The organism is Cellulomonas sp. APG4 (genome assembly GCF_009996735.1).
GTDB lineage: Bacteria > Actinomycetota > Actinomycetes > Actinomycetales > Cellulomonadaceae > Actinotalea.
Window position 1 is genome coordinate 19,585 of sequence record NZ_JAACYI010000031.1, and the last position, 15,104, is coordinate 34,688.

Consider the following 15,104-nt stretch of genomic DNA (forward strand, 5'->3'; position numbering starts at 1 on the left):
GGGCCGTGGTCCCGCGTCGTGTCCGTCCGGGCCGCCACGGAGGCCTCAGGAGCCGAAGCGTTCCGCCTGACCCTCGTGGATGAAGCCCACCCACTCCCAGCCCGGCGCGACGGCGGGCCCCAGCCGCGGGTCGTCGGGCATGCGACCCGTGGTCAGCGCGTCCAGGTAGGCGCGGTCGAGCTCGATCCGGGCGCGGAGGGCGTCCGCCCCACCGACGGACCCGTGGCCCGGGACGACGACCCGCACCTCGCCCGCCACCTCCTCGAGACGGTCGAGGCCCGCGCGGTAGTCCGCGACCGGGTCGTTGTCGCCGCGGGCGTCGTCGAGCATCGGGATGAACAGGTCGGAGAGCATGTCGCCGGCCACGAGCACCCCGGCGTCCTCGACCAGCAGCGCGGCATGGCCCGGGGAGTGCGCGGGGTGCTCGATGACGCGGACGCGCGGACCGTCCCACGGCACGTGCGTCGCGCCGTCGGGCAGGGCCTCGACGAGGCCGAAGAGGCCGAGCGGCACGTCGTCGGCGATCTCGGGCGGGAGGCCCTCGGCCTCGCGCGCCTCCCAGTCGGGCTGCGCGCGCCGCTCCCGGAGGATCTCGGCGCAGGGAGCCGTGCCGTACCGCGGCACGTCGCCCAGCTCCGGGGCCCACAGCACGTGGTCCCAGTCCGGGTGGGTCGCGAAGCCGACGACGGCGCGCTGACCTTCCCGGGACAGGTCGTCCGCGAGGCAGCGCATCTCCTCGAGCGTGAGCCCGGGATCGACCACGAGCGCCCCCGCCGGTCCCTGAACGACGACGGCGTTGTTTTGGAGCAGCTCGCTCTGGTGGACCAGCACGCCCTGCGCCACGTGTGTCAGCACGGCTCGCTCCTCTCTTCGGCGGGCTCGCCGGCGGGGCCCGCTCGCGGACCAGCCTGGGGTGCGGAGCAGCGCCGTGTACAGGCCCGTGTCGCGTCGAGCGGGGCGGGTTCACACCCTCCACGGGGACAGGTGCCGGAGCTACGCTGATGGCATGCGCCAGAGTCGGTCGCATGCCACCGCCGACGTCGACTGGATCGACGTCACGCTGGTGGAGGAAGAGCAGGAGGACGAGTTCCTCGCCCTCCTGCACGAGCTCGCCCTCGAGGCGATCGCCCTGCGCGCGAACAACCCGGGCTACGCCCGACCCGAGTCGCCTCCGCCCGCGGGGCCCACACCCGCCGCGGGGAGGACGACGCCGTCGACGATCGCGGCGACGTGGTCGCGCGTGACGGGCTCGTTGAGGAAGACCATCCGGTAGACGAGCATCGCCGGGACGGCGAGTGCCAGCGCGTCGAGGTCGCGGCCCGGCGCGACCTCGCCCCGCGCACCAGCGCCCGGAACGTGTCGACGTGCCGGGCGCTGCCGGCGCATCCCGGCACGCGAACCGGCCACGCGATCACGGCGCGCGCCATACGCTCGACAAACACCGCCCGAGGAGACGCACGTGATCACGAACGGTCCCATCGCCTACGGCGACGCCAGCTGCTCGACCTGGACCGCGGCGGGAGGCCTGATCTTCCTCGGGCACCACGGCGGCGGGTACGAGCAGGACGACGTCGCCCAGCAGGTCGCCGCCGCCGTCGACGGGCTGGCGGCCACGCTGGCACAGGCGGGCGCCGGGCTCGAGCACCTCACCAAGGTCACCCTCTACCTCCGCGACATCGCCGACTTCGAGGCAGCTCGGGACGCGCTGGCACGCGCCCTGCCTCCTGGCGTCAGGCCCGCCCGGATGACCGCCACCACCGATTTCGTCGACCCTGGTGCCCGCTGCCAGATCGACGGGATCGCGGTGCTGCCCGGGACCTGAAGGCAGGCCGCACCAGGTCCCGGTCACACCTGCGCCCTCCCGACGCAGGGTGCCTCCGTGACGCTCCGCGCCGGCACCGGTCCGCCCCGCAGGTGTGACGCCCTGGGGCCCCGCCTAGAGTCACCGCGTGGACCTCCTCGACGTGGGCCGGATCGTCGTCGGCCTCGTGCTTCTCGTGGTGGGCGCGGAGGCGCTCGTGCGCGGAGCCTCGTCGCTCGCGCGCCGCATCGGGCTGTCCCCGCTCGTCGTCGGGCTGACCGTCGTGGCCGTCGCGACCTCGACACCCGAGCTCGCCGTGACCGTCGACGCCGTGCTGAGCGGCACGCCTGACCTGGCCGTGGGGAACGTCGTCGGCAGCAACATTGCGAACGTCCTGCTGATCCTCGGCGTCTCCGCGCTCGTGCTGCCCCTGGCCGTGCGGCACCAGATCGTGCGGATCGACCTGCCCGTGATGCTCGGCCTGTCCGTGCTGCTGCTGGTCATGTCGCTCGACGGCGCCGTCGGGATGCTTGACGGCGCGCTCCTCATCGCCGCACTCGTCGGCTACACCGCGGTGACGGTCGTCGTCGGCCGACGCAGCACGCGGCGTCCCGCCTCGGCCGAAGTCGCCGTGGCGGCGGACGTGCGCGGCGCCGACGGTCTGGCGGCCGACGACGACGCGGCGGACGACGTCCCGACGACGTCGCTGCCGCGCTCGCTGCTGCTCGTCGTCGTGGGCGTGGGGCTGCTCGTCCTCGGCGCGCGGCTGCTGGTCAGCGGCGCCTCGAACATCGCGACGGGCCTGGGCGTCTCAGGGCTCGTCGTCGGGCTCACGGTCGTGGCGGTAGGCACCTCCCTGCCCGAGCTCGCCGCGTCGGTGGTCGCGGTGCGCCGCGGTGAGCGTGACCTCGCGGTGGGCAACGTCGTGGGCAGCAACATCTTCAACATCGGGCTGGTGCTCGGCCTGCCCGCGCTGCTGTCCGGCGACGGGATCCCGGTGCCCGGGGCCGCCGTGGTCCTCGACATCCCGCTGATGATCGCCGCCGCGGTCGCGCTGCTGCCGATCGCCTTCACCGGCTTCATGATCCGGCGCTGGGAGGGCGGGCTGTTCCTCGCCCTCTACCTCGCGTACACCACGTACGTGGTGCTCGCCGCCGCCGAGCACGACGCGCTCCAGGGCTTCACCACAGCCATGGTCGGGTTCGTGCTGCCGCTCCTCGCCATCACGCTGGTCGCGGTCACGGCGTACGAGCTGGGCGTCCGACGCGGACGACGTGCCGAGGCGGTCGCCCCGAACGACGCGAACCCCGACGGCGACCCCGGGCCGCATCGATGAGGCTCCACTCGACCGACGGCGTCACCTTCACCTTGCGGCCTCTTCGCTACGAGTTCCCGGAACTGGCCCCGACGGAGCCGGACGACTGGGACGCGAACTGGCTCGTGCTCCGCGGCGAGCTGCACGTTCCGGGACACGTCCCGTGGTCCTTCGAGGACCCGTCGCTCACCACCTGGGACGCGGCCCACCTCACTCGTTGGCTGCGTCGCGTCGCGAGCGGTCAGGCGGCCCCAGGCCGGCACGCAACGCTCGAGTTCGTCGAGCCCGACCTCGCCTTCAGCCTCGCCGCGGTCGAGGCGGGTCTGGTCACCGTGCGGGTGCACCTGGCACTCGAGGCCCGGCCGCCCTGGAGCCCGGCGCCCGACGACGACGTCCTGGACCCCTACGCGGTCGACGTCACCACGACCTGCGCCGGGCTCGCCCGGGCGGTCGAGGAGTGGGAACGAGAGGTCGCGGCCTTCCCGGTGCGCTGAGGAAGCGCCTACATCTCCTCGTGCGTGTTCGGGTCGCCGTCGAACAGGCGGCCGTCGGGGCGGCCGAGGGCGGTGATCGCCGCGACCTCGTCGTCGGTGAGCGTGAAGCCGGCCAGGTCGAGGTTCTCGCGCTGACGCCCGGGGTTGCCGGACTTCGGGATCGGCACCGCGCCCAGCTGGAGGTGCCAGCGCAGGATCACCTGCGCGGGCGTGACCCCGTGCGCCTGCGCGGCCTCGGCGACCGGCGCGGACTCCTTGACCGGCGCCGCCTTGCCGAGCGGGCTCCACGCCTCGGTCACGATCCCGTGCTCGGCGTGGAACGCGCGCAGCTCGGTCTGCGGGAAGAACGGGTGTATCTCGACCTGGTTGACGGCCGGCATCACACCGGTCGCGTCGGCGACACGGGTCAGGAACTCGGGCGTGAAGTTGGAGACGCCCACCGACCGCACGCGCCCCTCCTCCTTGAGCCGCACCATCGCCCGGAACGTGTCGACGTACTTGTCGACGCTCGGGTTGGGCCAGTGGATGAGGTAGAGGTCGATCACGTCGAGCCCCAGCGCAGCGGCCGAGCGATCGAACGACGCGAGCGTCTCGTCGAAGCCGTGGTCGCGGCCCGGGATCTTGGTGGTCACGACGATCTCGTCGCGCGGCACGTCCGTCTGCGCGAGCGCGCGCCCGACGGCGTCCTCGTTCTGGTAGTTCACGGCCGTGTCGATGAGCCGGTACCCGAGGTCGAGCGCGCTCAGCACCGCCTGGGTGCCCTCGTCACCGCGCAGCGGGTAGGTGCCGAAGCCGACGTCGGGCAGGGACGTTCCATCGCTCAGTGCAGGCATGCCCCGACGCTAGCGCGCCTCACGTACGGGCGGCATCCGGGCTGAGCGTGGTGGCGCTCAGCAGCGTGGCGACTGCGGCAGGGTCACCCGTCACTCGGATCGATGGCAGCTGCTCCGGCGGGACGCCGCCGATCACGCAGGCCTTCCAGTCGCGCGTACACGCGGCGACCTCCGCGTGCGCCGACGACGGCGGCTCCGGGGCTCGCTCGACGGTGGCGCCGCGCGAGGAGACGGTCGCGAGGTAGGTGACCGGGTCGCCGTCGTCGTCGTGGCGCGAGTCCGTGAGGTGGAGCAGCACCGTGCGCTCCCCCGCCAGGCCCACGACCGGCCGCGCGTGGGCGCGCATCGCGAGGACGACGGTGTCCGGGCTCATGTCGGCCTCGAGCGGCAGGCCCGGCGACGCGACGGCCCACCGCGACAGCGCGGTGTTCACGGCCTCGAGCTCGTGGCCCCACGGGGTGAGCTCGTAGACGTCGGCCCGGCCCGGACCTGGGAGCCGGCGGCGTCGGAGCACGCCGTGGTGCTCGAGGTCGTGCAGGCGCTGCGTCAGGACGGCGGGGCCGATGCCCAGCACGTCACGCTGGATCTCGGTGAAGCGCTTGGGGCCGAGCAGCAGCTCGCGCACCACGATCATCGTCCACCGCTCGCCCACCAGGTCGAGGGCGTGCGCGGCCGCGCACCCGTCGTTGTAGGAGCCGTAGGACCTGCGCTGCGCCATTGACAGATCGTACTTCGGAACCCGTAGTGTTCACTACAGAAACCGTAGCGACCTTCGAGGAGTCCCGTGCGCCTGTCAGCGACCGAGGTCTGGCCCGTCGTCCACGCCGAACGACGGCGCCTGGTCGCCGACCTCTCCGGCCTCACCCCGGAGCAGTGGGCCACGCCGTCCCTGTGCCCGGGCTGGGACGTGCACGACGTCGTCGCGCACCTCGTGGACTCTGCGCGCACCGGCCGGCTCGGCTTCGTCCGCGACATGCTGCGGGCGCGCCTCGACTTCGACCGCGCCAACCAGCACGGGGTCGCGCGCGAGCGGCAGCCGGACCCTCGCGCCACCCTCGCGGCGCTCGCCGACGTCGCGGACCTCACACGCACGCCGCCCGCGAACCTCGCCACCAGGCTCGTCGAGGCCGTCGTCCACGGGGAGGACGTCCGGCGGCCCCTCGCCCTCGAGGGTGCGTACCCACGTGCCGCCGTCGTGCACGCCCTCGCCTACCAGCTGCGCACGCCCGTCGGGTTCGGCGGCGGACGCGAACGCGTGGAGGGCCTGCGTCTCGTGGACACCGCCACGGGCACGGCCTGGGGCGCGGGGGACGACGTCGTCGGCGACGCGCTCGACCTGCTGCTCGCGGTCTCGGGCCGCCCCGTACCGCACGGGAGCCTCGAGGGACCCGGAGCCGATCGCCTGTCCACCGCCGGCCACCAGGCCACCGACGACCGGAGAGACCCATGAACCGCCGCGACAAGGCCACGACCGACGCGCACCTGTGGGCCATCGCCCGCACCGAACGCGCAGCCCTCGCCGACGACCTCGCCGCGCTGACGCCCGAGCAGTGGCGGCACGCGAGCCTGTGCGGGGACTGGGACGTCGAGGACGTCGTCGCGCACCTCACCGCGGCCGCGAGCCTGAACCAGGGGCAGTGGCTCCGCAGCATGATCGGCGCACGCTTCCGGCCGGACGTGCACAACGCGCGGCGCCTCGCCGAGCACCGCGGCCGCACGCCCGAGGAGACCCTCGAGCGGTTCCGCGCCGTGATCGCGAGCACGACGGCGCCCTCGGGCCACACGCCTGCGTACCTGGGCGAGGTCGTGGTGCACGCGCAGGACATCCGCCGGCCGCTCGGCCTCACGCGCACGCCGAGCGTCGACGCCCTCACGCCCGTCGCCGAGTTCTTCGCCCGGCGCGACTTCGCCGTCAACAGCCGTCGGCACGTCGCGGGCCTCGGGCTCCGGGCGGATGACGGCGCGTTCCGGTCGGGCAGCGGTCCGGCGGTCACGGGGTCGACGCTCGCGCTCGTCATGGCCATGGCCGGCCGGGCGGCCTACCTCGACGACCTCGCGGGTCCGGGGGTGCCGACCCTCAGCGAGCGCCTCGCAGCCCCCTGACCTCGCCCACCACCCACCCCGAGGTCGCCGATACACGCCGAGGTCGTCGGTCGCGGCCGGCGACCTCGACGGGGACCGGCGACCTCGGCGGAAGTGGCGGGTGGCGGAAGGGGCGGGTGGCGGACTGGCCGTCAGTCGCTCGCGCCGGGGATCGTCGGGAGATCGGCGCCCGGCTTGATCGCGGTGGTGACCTTCTCGGCGATGCGCCGCAGCTCGGCGACCTCGTCCGCCGTGAGCTGGTCGAAGACGAGGCGCTGGGCCTCCTCGGCGTGACCGGGCGCCGTCGCGACGACCTTCGCCCAGCCGTCGTCGGTCAGGACGGCGAGCGTCGCGCGACCGTCCTGCGGATCCGGGGTGCGGCGGAGCCAGCCGCGCTTCTCGAGGCGCGAGGCGATGCGCGACAGATGGGAGAGCGTGACGTCGGCGCGGGCGGCGATGTCACTCATGCGCGCTGAGCGGCCGGGGCTCATCGACAGCCAGGAGAGGACCAGGTACTCGACGTGGCTCAGCCCCGCGTCGCGCTGGAGCTGGGCGTCGAGCGCGGCGGGCAGCCATACCGTCAGGCGGCTCAACGCGATCCAGGCCTGCCGCTGCTCGCGCGTGAGCCAGCGGGGCTCGCCGTCTGCCATGGCGGAACGGTACTTGACACGGAAAGCGACCGCTCGCACAGTTGGTTTCCGCAGCAAGCAAATCGACGAGAGGCCTTCCGATGACCACCGCCTACTGGATCGTCGCCGGGCTCACCGCGCTCGCGTTCCTCGCCGCCGGCGCCTTCAAGCTCGTCCGGCCCAAGCAGGCGCTCGCCGCGTCGGGTCTCGCGTGGGTCGAGGACTTCTCGCCCGCCTCGATCAAGCTGATCGGGCTCGCCGAGGTGGTGGGTGCCGTAGGGCTCGTGGTGCCCGCGGCCACGGGAGTCGCTCCCGTGCTGAGCCCGGTCGCCGCCGTCTGCCTGGCGCTGCTCATGGTGGGCGCGACCGTGGTGCACGTGCGGCGCAGCGAGCCGCCGATCTCCGCGGGCCCGCTGGTGCTCTCGGTCGCAGCCGCGGTGCTGGGGTTCCTCGCGATCGCCTGACGCGAGTGCTAGGCGATCGTCGCGTCGCGGCCCGCCTGCCGCCGCCAGCGGTCCACGAGCTGCCGGTGGTTGCGCTCGAACCCGTCGTCGAACCACCCGCCCCGGGCCAGGGCCGTGACCGGCGCGCCGTCGTGCGGCGTGATCGTCACGACCTGGCCGGTGGTCCAGGTGCGCCGCTCGCCTTGGATCGATCGGACCTCGTGCCACGCGTAAGTGGACTCGCCGCGCCACCCGCGCACCGCCACGCCGTCGTCCGTCATCCGCACCCGGAGCCTCGCGAGCCACAGCCCCTGACCGCCGATCCATGCCGCGAGCACGAGGAAGCAGACGCCGATCCACATGCGCCACGAACCGGGCCAGGCAAGCAGCCAGTAGGCCGCCAGGGCCGCGTACACCGCGGTGAGGACGAGCTGCGAGGCCCAGACCCACGTCGTGGTCCGCAGCAGGGTCCCGGGCTCGTGCGTCGTCGTCACCATCGCACTCACGCTAACAACCGCCGTCGGTCCGGCACCTCGCGCCGCACTCCCCCGAACCCCGCGGCCGACCGCGGCACCCGGCGGGCGACGTAGGCTCGACGAGTGGCGACCTTCTCCTCCGTGACCAAGCAGCACGTGCTCACCGCGATCGCCGAGCACGACGAGCGCGGGGCCGAGGCGTTCTGCGCGCTCTACGGCTTCACGCCGTCGTCCGACTCGACGATCGTGCACGAGGGCCGGCGGTACGACACGCGCGCGGTGCTCGCCGTCGCGCACCGCCACGCCACCGGACGACTCGCGACGCCCGAGGAGTTTCGCAGCTCGCTGCAGGCCGCCGTCGGCGTGCTGCAGCGGCGGGGCTTCGAGGTGGTGGGCCCGGCCGCGGCACGGACCGCGCCGGCACGCGCCTCCTCCACCCGGACGCCCCGGACGGCGTCGTCGCGACCGGCCGCGCGGCGCACGACGACGCGCGAGGACACCCCCTCGATCTGCCCCACGTGCTCGATGGCCCTCCCGGCCACGGGCGTGTGCGACATGTGCGCCTGACGCCCGCGACCTGAGGCTCCTGGCGCCGCCGCTCCCGCCGGAGCCCGGCCACGTCTGCGCGCCCCCGACCGTCCGGACCGGGGAGGATCTGGTTCGATCAGCGGCACGCACCTTCCCCGCTCCCGGAGGCGACCGTGCACCCTGACGAGCTGCTGCTGTTCTGCGACCGCGCCCTCGACGGGATGGTCGCGATCGTCGAGCACCTGGGCGACGATCTCGCCAACGCGCGGCCCGAGCTCCCCGGGGCCAACAGCCCGTTCGCGATCCTCACGCACTGCGTGGGCGTGATCGACGCGTGGGCGGGCCACCGCGTGGCGGGCCGGCCGCTCGAGCGTGACCGTGACGCCGAGTTCCGAGCGACCGGCCGAGTGGAGGACCTGCTCGCGAAGGTCGCCGCGGCGCGCACGCGGCTGCACGACGACGCGCACGGGGCCACGTTCGAGGAGCCGCTGCGTCACGAGACGGGGCACGCGCTCGAGCACCACATCGCGACCCAGGGTGCCGCGCTGCTGCACGTGCTCGAGGAGCTCGCGCAGCACCACGGTCAGATGGAGCTCACGCGCGACCTGCTGCGCACGCAGGTCGGCACGGGCGCGTAGCCGGCGGACCGGCGGGAGCGACGTCGGCGAGCACGGGGCGGCGCCCTCCGTGGTGTGGAGCGTTTCGGGGTGCGACACGCCGGCACGAGGGACGGGAACGCTCCACACGGGGCCGGAACGCTCCGCACGGGTTCGGGAACGCTCCACACCGGGCCGGAACGCTCCACACGGGGTCGGGGAGGCTCCGGGAGGGTCAGGGGCCGGTGGCGACCGGGCGGGACGGGTCGCGGATCCACTCCGACCACGAGCCGGGGAAGAGCGCGAGCTCCACGCCGGCCTCGTGCGCGGCGAGCACCAGCTGCGCCGCCGTGACCCCCGAGCCGCAGTAGGCGGTCGCGGCGCCGCCCCCTCCACCCGGGTCCCCGCCGGCCGATCCGTCGTCGGCTCCGGCCAGGGCGTCGTCAAGCACGCGGCGCAGCTCAGCCGGCTCGAGGTAGGTGCCGTCGGCCCGCTGCACGGCCGTCGTCGGGCACGACGTCGCACCGGGGATGTGCCCGGCCACCGGGTCCACCGGCTCGGTCGCGCCGCGGAACCGCTCGGGAGCACGCGCGTCCAGCAAGGCACCCGCCGCACCGGCGAGCACGGCGTCCGCATCGACCACCGGCATCTGCCCCGGCACGACGACGGCGTCCGGCGCGGGCCGGGGCGGCACGTCGCCCATGGCGAGGGTCCCACCGGCCGCGACCCACGCCGCGAGCCCGCCGTCGAGCACGCGCACGTCCGCATGCCCGGCCCAGCGCAGGCACCACCAGGCGCGCGCGGCCGCGGCCCCCGCGCCGCCGTCGTACACGACCACCGTGCGACCCGGCACCACGCCCACGCGCCGCACGAGCGCGGTGAGCCGCTCGACGCCCGGCAGCGGGTGCCGCCCGCCGTCCCCGGGCGGCTCGGCGAGCTCGGTGTCGAGGTCCACGAACACCGCGCCGGGCACGTGACCGGCGCGGTAGCCGTCACGGTCCGCCCCTGCGAGAGTCCAGCGCACGTCGAGCAGCAGCGGCCCGTCGGCGGCGGTGTCGTCTGGCGCGGGCCGCAGGTCCATCAGCGCATGCGCGTCGATCAGGGCAGGGACGCGCACGAGTTCGGTGCTCATGCGGTCACCCTGCGCTCGGCCTCGCGCGGGGTCCAGCCGAACCGCCGTGCGACCACGAGCACGCCCACCGCGCCCCACGCGAGCACCACGGCCAGATGCTCCCACGACGGCGCACCCCACAGCGCACCCTGGTGCGCGGCCTCGGTCATCGCACGGGTCGCGTGCCGCAGCGGGAACACCCATGACGCGACCTCGAGCGGCTCGGGGAACGTCGCGCCGAGCACGAACACGTCGGACACGAACGACAACGGCAGCAGCGTGCCGAGCGTGACCCCCACGACGCTCTGCGAGCTGCGCACGAGCGACATGATCGCGAGGCCGAGCACCGCGAACGTCACCGCGCACACCACGAACGTCAGCAGCACCGCTGGCCACGCCGGGGCCGCGGGACGTCGAAGACGAGCGCGGCCACGAGCACCAGCATCACGAGGGTCACGAGCGCGACCCCGAGCGCACCCGCGACCCGTCCCGCGAGCAGCGTCCAGAGGGGCAGCGGCGTGCCGCGCATGCGCTTGAGCACGCCCTGCTCACGCGCCTCGGTGAGGCCCTCGGGCATGTTGACGTAGGCGGTGACCGCGGCGCCGTACACCGCCATCGTCATCGCGACGACGGCGGCGACCGCCTGACCGTTCTCGAGCACGGCGTCGCCACCGCCGCTCAGGGTCGGGATGATCGCGGCGAGCGTGAGGGGGAAGACGACCGCGAAGAACACGCCCGAGGCGTCGCGCATCAGCAACGTGGCGGTGTGCCGCACCTGGTCCCCCAGCAGCACCGCGCCCGACGGCGTGCCGTCGCGCCGGGGCCGCGCGTCGTTCTCAGGGACCCGACGGCGCCGCTCGGGCCTGGCCACGCGCCCGGCCGTCTCGCGCCGCATCGCCCACACCGCGACCACCGCGCCCACGGCGCCCCAGGCGAGGATCACCGCGAGGTGCCCGGGCGCCGGCAGCAGCGCGGGCTCGTACGGGTCGAGCGCGTCGGCGAGCAGCCGCACCAGCGGCTTGAGCGGGAACACGTCGCCCACGCGCTCCATCCACGCGGGCATCTCGCCGCCGAACGCGAAGATGTCGGACACGAACGCGAGCGGCACCACGAGCCCGTTCGTGACCGCCGTCGTGACCTGAGGCGTGGGCAGCAGCGCCGCGAGCGCGAGCCCGAGCGCACTGAACGCGAGGGAGGCGACCACCAGCACGAGCAGCACGTTCGGCAGCGCCGCGACGTCCACCTGGAGCTCGTAGGCCACGACGCCCACCGCCAGCACCAGGGCGGTGGCGACGAGGCCCAGCAGCAGCGCGGCGCCCATGCGGCCGCCGATCGCCGCCCAGCCCGGCAGGGGCGTCCCGTTCTGCCGCTTGAGGGCCCCCGACGCGCGCACCTCGGCGAACCCGATCGCGAGGAACGAGAACGTCGCCATCGCCACGCCGAACGACGCGAACCCCGGCGCGAGCAGCTGCGTGAGCCGCCCGCCGCCGCGCTCGTCGATCACCTGGTTGCCCGCGATCGCCGCGACCAGCACGAAGAACAGCAGCGGGAAGACGACGCTCAGGATCAGCACGATCGGTGAGCGCACCACGGTGACGAGCTCGTGCCGCACCTGGCGGCCGAGCAGCCGAAGGTCGGATCTCCTCACGGCCTTCTCCTCACGATCCGTGCCGCGCGTCGGGCCGCACCGGCACGTCCTCGTCGTCGGGCTCGGGCTCCTCGACCAGGTCGAGGTAGACGTCCTCGAGGCTCGGGCGTGCGACCGAGAGGCCCTCGAGCTCGAGCCCGCGACCCACGGCCCAGGTCGCGAGCTCGCTCACCGCCCGGGTGGGGGCGTGCGTCGCCACCTCGAGGCGGCCGTCGGCCTGCCGCACGTCGCCCTCGAGAGCGGGCAGGTCGGCCACGGGCACGCCGTCGGGCAGGCGGAACGCGACGCGGGTGGCGAGGCCCGAGCGCGCCGCGAGGTCGTCGGGCGTGCCCTCCGCGACCACGCGGCCGTGGTCGATCACCACGAGCCTGTCGGCGAGGTGCTGCGCCTCGTCGAGGTAGTGCGTGGTCAGCAGGATGGTCGCGCCCAGGTGGCGGAGCGAGTCGACGAGGTCCCAAGCGCGACGACGTGCCGAGGGGTCGAAGCCCGTGGTCGGCTCGTCGAGGAACAGCAGCTCGGGGTCCCCCACGATGCCCAGGGCGAGGTCGAGCCGGCGGCGCTGCCCGCCCGAGAGCGTGCGCACGCGCTGGTCGGCCTTCTCCTCGAGCCCGACGAGCTCGAGGACCTCCGAGACGGGCCGCGGGTGCGGGTACCAGCCGGCGTGCAGGCGCACCAGCTCGCGCGGCGTGAACTGCTCCTCGAACCCGGCCTCCTGGAGCACCACGCCGATGCGCTCGCGCAGGGCGCGACCACCCGCCCGCGGGTCGGAGCCGAGCACGCGCACCGTCCCCGCGTCGGCCTCGCGGTACCCCTCGAGCACCTCGACCGTGGTCGTCTTGCCCGCCCCGTTGGGCCCGAGCAGCGCGACCACCTCACCGGTCTCGACCACCAGGTCCAGACCGTCGACGGCACGCACCGTCCCGTAGTGCTTGTGCAGACCCTCGACGACGACGGCGGCCACGGCGCACCTCCCGGTCGGGCCCGCACCCCGCGCACGCGGCCCGTCCTCCCTGCCTACTCCGCGCCGCCGGTCCGCACCAGGGACCCAGGTGCGGGGTGCCGCCGCCGGACCACGGGCGCGGCCGGGGCCTGCACCACGGGTGCGCGGGTATGGCCGTGCGGCAGGGCCCGGGTCTAGCCTGCGAGGAGGGTTTCGCCCGTTCTGAGGGGTTCTGGTCGCGATGCGCACATCCCGAGACCTGTCCCGGCGCCCGGTCCGCGCCACCCTCGTCACCGCCGTCCTCGCGGTGCTGACCACGGCACTCGGCGCGGGCGTGGCGACGGCGCAGCCCGCGGTGCGCACCGCCGCGGAGGACGAGCAGCGCATGCTCCTCGGGGCCACGCCCCAGGGCGGCGGGGACTCGCGCCGCGACGGCGTCGAGGAGCTCGAGGCGACGATCGGGCGCGAGCTCGACTACGTGCGCGTGTTCGAGCAGTGGAACTCGGCCTACCCGACAGCCTACCACTCGTGGCTCACGGCGAGCGACCGGATCATGCTGCTCTCGGTGCGCGCGAAGCGCACCAACGGCACGAACATCCCGTGGCGCGACATCGCGACCATGGCCCCGGGCAGCACGCTGCACACCGAGCTGCACCGCTGGATCTCGCGCGTCGAGGCGGTCGACGGCGAGGTGTGGTTCACGTTCCACCACGAGCCCGAGATCCAGGCGAGCATCCCCAACGGCACCGACGCCGACTACGTCGCGGCGTGGCGCCGCGTGGTCGACGAGTTCCGCGCGCGGGGCGTCGACAACGTGCGCTTCGTGTGGATCGTCACGGGGTACGGCTTCGAGGTGGCCCCGAGCGACCGCAGGTACGCGCCCAAGTGGTACCCGGGCGACGCGTGGGTCGACGTCATGGGCAGCGACACCTACAACTGGTCGAGCTGCCGCGAGGGCGTCTACAACCCGTGGCGCCCCTTCTCGAACGTGCCTGCCGGGCTGCGGGCGTTCGGCGAGCTGCACCCCGACGAGGACCTGCTGATCACCGAGTGGGCGTCCGCCGAGCAGGGCGGGGACAAGGCCGCGTGGATCGACGAGGCACGCACCGTGATGAAGCGCGCCGACCACGCGCAGTTCATCGGCCTGTCCTACTTCAACAAGATCGACGGCACGTTCCCGCAGTGCCGGTGGCCGATCGACTCGTCACCCGCGGCCGAGGCCGCGTTCGTGCGACTCGCCCAGGACCCGTTCTTCGGCGGGCCGGGCACGGGTGGACCACCCCCGGACCCGGACCCGGAGCCCGTCGTCGTGCTCGTCACGGCCGACCCGGCGGCGCTGCCCGCACCCGAGGCGGCCGTGCGCGCACGCCTCGAGGGGCTGGGCATGGACGTGCGCCTCGTCGACGACCACCAGGTGACGGCGGCTACCGCGGCCGACGCCGACATGGTGGTGGTGACGCACTCGGTGACCCGCACGCAGGTGGGCACCGCGCTGCGCGACGTCGCCGCCACCGTGTGGATGGCCAAGCCGTACCTGTTCGACGAGATGGCGATGACCGGCCCCACGCCGACCACCGACTACGGGTCCCTCGCGACCCAGACCGTCACCGTGAGCACCGCAGGGCACCCGATGCTCGCGGGCCGCACGGGGACGGTCCCGTTCCTCGCGCCGCGCGACGCCGTCGCCTACGGGGTGCCCGGGCCGGCGGCCACCCGCGCCGCCGTCGTCGGGACGCGGCCGGTGCTGTTCGCCTACCGGCCGGGCGAGGCGCGCGTCGACGGCACGCCCGCGCCGGGCTGCCGCGTCGCGTTCCCGTTGTTCGGCACGGCACCCACCCGGCTCACCAGCGACGGCTGGGCGATGTTCGACGCGACCGCCACCTGGGCCGCCGCCGGCTGCTGAGCGCGTGCGCGGGCTCACGCACGCCGTTGCTTGAGTTCGGCCGCGTGCGTGCCGATGACCGGTGTGCGCCCGAGCACCGATCAGGAGGGGCACGATGAGCACGCCCGGCTGGTACACCGACCCTGCGGACCAGGCAGGTCTGCGGTGGTGGGACGGCGAGCGCTGGACGAGCCACGTCACGGCGCGCCCGACGGCACCCTCCGCCCCGGCACCCGGGGCCACGGCAGCCGGGCACGCAGCGCCCGTGGTCGCGGAGCCCGCAGCGACGCCGTCGACGCCCGCGCTCGTGACCGCGCCCGCCGCCC

20 protein-coding genes are annotated in these 15,104 nt (G+C 74.5%); 10 read left to right on the forward strand and 10 right to left on the reverse strand.

Annotated elements, in window-relative coordinates; genetic code table 11:
* Window positions 1–45: 45 nt before the first annotated feature.
* The gene (locus GXB85_RS16685) at window positions 46–855 is read right to left on the reverse strand and encodes an MBL fold metallo-hydrolase (protein ID WP_161918795.1); all 810 of its coding nucleotides are present in this window, start codon (window positions 853–855) and stop codon (window positions 46–48) included.
* 294 nt (window positions 856–1,149) lie between these two features.
* A complete protein-coding gene (locus GXB85_RS19020; protein WP_370524305.1) occupies window positions 1,150–1,479 on the reverse strand; it encodes a TetR-like C-terminal domain-containing protein in 330 nt (109 codons plus the stop codon).
* Between GXB85_RS19020 and GXB85_RS18430 the strand changes: the two genes are divergently transcribed.
* The 3 genes from GXB85_RS18430 (at window position 1,460) to GXB85_RS16705 (ending at window position 3,610) form a co-directional block, all read left to right on the forward strand.
* Entirely contained in the window at window positions 1,460–1,822 is a 363-nt protein-coding gene (locus tag GXB85_RS18430) for a RidA family protein (protein ID WP_161918797.1), read from the forward strand. The genes GXB85_RS19020 and GXB85_RS18430 overlap by 20 nt on opposite strands.
* A gap of 127 nt (window positions 1,823–1,949) precedes the next feature.
* Window positions 1,950–3,137, forward strand: coding sequence for a calcium/sodium antiporter (locus GXB85_RS16700; protein ID WP_161918798.1), 1,188 nt, complete (start codon window positions 1,950–1,952; stop codon window positions 3,135–3,137).
* Window positions 3,134–3,610, forward strand: a complete 477-nt coding sequence (locus tag GXB85_RS16705; protein WP_161918799.1) for a hypothetical protein — start codon at window positions 3,134–3,136, stop codon at window positions 3,608–3,610. The genes GXB85_RS16700 and GXB85_RS16705 overlap by 4 nt, the downstream gene beginning before the upstream one ends.
* An 8-nt stretch (window positions 3,611–3,618) precedes the next feature.
* On the opposite strand, the gene GXB85_RS16710 is transcribed toward GXB85_RS16705, so the two are convergent.
* Window positions 3,619–4,443 carry an aldo/keto reductase gene (locus tag GXB85_RS16710; protein WP_161918800.1) on the reverse strand — a complete coding sequence of 275 codons (825 nt, stop codon included), beginning with the start codon at window positions 4,441–4,443 and terminating at the stop codon, window positions 3,619–3,621.
* A 19-nt stretch (window positions 4,444–4,462) separates the two neighbouring features.
* On the reverse strand, window positions 4,463–5,161 hold the full coding sequence (locus GXB85_RS16715) for a helix-turn-helix domain-containing protein (protein ID WP_161918801.1): 699 nt from the start codon (window positions 5,159–5,161) through the stop codon (window positions 4,463–4,465).
* A 66-nt stretch (window positions 5,162–5,227) separates the two neighbouring features.
* Between GXB85_RS16715 and GXB85_RS16720 the strand changes: the two genes are divergently transcribed.
* Together GXB85_RS16720 and GXB85_RS16725 are read left to right on the forward strand one after the other, a co-directional pair.
* Window positions 5,228–5,893 carry a maleylpyruvate isomerase family mycothiol-dependent enzyme gene (locus GXB85_RS16720; RefSeq protein ID WP_161918802.1) on the forward strand — a complete coding sequence of 222 codons (666 nt, stop codon included), beginning with the start codon at window positions 5,228–5,230 and terminating at the stop codon, window positions 5,891–5,893.
* Window positions 5,890–6,546: a maleylpyruvate isomerase family mycothiol-dependent enzyme gene (locus GXB85_RS16725; RefSeq protein ID WP_161918803.1), complete on the forward strand. Its 657-nt coding sequence runs from the start codon at window positions 5,890–5,892 to the stop codon at window positions 6,544–6,546. Before GXB85_RS16720 ends, GXB85_RS16725 begins: the two co-directional genes overlap by 4 nt.
* Before the next feature lie 131 nt (window positions 6,547–6,677).
* Here the strand turns inward: GXB85_RS16725 and GXB85_RS16730 are convergent, their stop codons facing one another.
* Window positions 6,678–7,175: a MarR family winged helix-turn-helix transcriptional regulator gene (locus GXB85_RS16730; RefSeq protein ID WP_161918804.1), complete on the reverse strand. Its 498-nt coding sequence runs from the start codon at window positions 7,173–7,175 to the stop codon at window positions 6,678–6,680.
* A gap of 80 nt (window positions 7,176–7,255) precedes the next feature.
* Here GXB85_RS16730 and GXB85_RS16735 point away from each other — a divergent pair, with 80 nt between their 5' ends.
* Window positions 7,256–7,618, forward strand: coding sequence for a DoxX family protein (locus GXB85_RS16735; RefSeq protein WP_161918805.1), 363 nt, complete (start codon window positions 7,256–7,258; stop codon window positions 7,616–7,618).
* An 8-nt stretch (window positions 7,619–7,626) separates the two neighbouring features.
* Here GXB85_RS16735 and GXB85_RS16740 read toward each other — a convergent pair whose 3' ends face one another.
* On the reverse strand, window positions 7,627–8,094 hold the full coding sequence (locus GXB85_RS16740) for a PH domain-containing protein (RefSeq protein WP_161918806.1): 468 nt from the start codon (window positions 8,092–8,094) through the stop codon (window positions 7,627–7,629).
* A gap of 102 nt (window positions 8,095–8,196) precedes the next feature.
* Here GXB85_RS16740 and GXB85_RS16745 point away from each other — a divergent pair, with 102 nt between their 5' ends.
* Both GXB85_RS16745 and GXB85_RS16750 read left to right on the forward strand, forming a co-directional pair.
* Window positions 8,197–8,640, forward strand: coding sequence for a hypothetical protein (locus GXB85_RS16745; protein WP_161918807.1), 444 nt, complete (start codon window positions 8,197–8,199; stop codon window positions 8,638–8,640).
* 134 nt (window positions 8,641–8,774) lie between these two features.
* A complete protein-coding gene (locus GXB85_RS16750; RefSeq protein ID WP_161918808.1) occupies window positions 8,775–9,239 on the forward strand; it encodes a DUF664 domain-containing protein in 465 nt (154 codons plus the stop codon).
* 193 nt (window positions 9,240–9,432) lie between these two features.
* Here the strand turns inward: GXB85_RS16750 and GXB85_RS16755 are convergent, their stop codons facing one another.
* The 4 genes from GXB85_RS16755 to GXB85_RS16770 are packed head-to-tail and all read right to left on the reverse strand — an operon-like array spanning window position 9,433 to window position 12,917.
* The gene (locus tag GXB85_RS16755; protein ID WP_161918809.1) at window positions 9,433–10,329 is read right to left on the reverse strand and encodes a sulfurtransferase; all 897 of its coding nucleotides are present in this window, start codon (window positions 10,327–10,329) and stop codon (window positions 9,433–9,435) included.
* Complete coding sequence (locus tag GXB85_RS18620) at window positions 10,326–10,694, reverse strand: ABC transporter permease (protein WP_161918810.1); 369 nt, start codon at window positions 10,692–10,694, stop codon at window positions 10,326–10,328. The genes GXB85_RS16755 and GXB85_RS18620 overlap by 4 nt, the downstream gene beginning before the upstream one ends.
* Window positions 10,685–11,956, reverse strand: a complete 1,272-nt coding sequence (locus GXB85_RS16765; RefSeq protein ID WP_161918811.1) for an ABC transporter permease — start codon at window positions 11,954–11,956, stop codon at window positions 10,685–10,687. Before GXB85_RS16765 ends, GXB85_RS18620 begins: the two co-directional genes overlap by 10 nt.
* A 10-nt stretch (window positions 11,957–11,966) precedes the next feature.
* Window positions 11,967–12,917: an ABC transporter ATP-binding protein gene (locus tag GXB85_RS16770; RefSeq protein ID WP_370524306.1), complete on the reverse strand. Its 951-nt coding sequence runs from the start codon at window positions 12,915–12,917 to the stop codon at window positions 11,967–11,969.
* A 220-nt stretch (window positions 12,918–13,137) separates the two neighbouring features.
* On the opposite strand from GXB85_RS16770, the gene GXB85_RS16775 reads away from it, so the two are divergent.
* Both GXB85_RS16775 and GXB85_RS16780 read left to right on the forward strand, forming a co-directional pair.
* Window positions 13,138–14,799, forward strand: a complete 1,662-nt coding sequence (locus GXB85_RS16775; protein ID WP_237728359.1) for a glycosyl hydrolase — start codon at window positions 13,138–13,140, stop codon at window positions 14,797–14,799.
* A gap of 94 nt (window positions 14,800–14,893) precedes the next feature.
* The coding region (locus GXB85_RS16780; protein WP_161918814.1) for a DUF2510 domain-containing protein at window positions 14,894–15,104 on the forward strand (211 nt) is incomplete at its 3' end.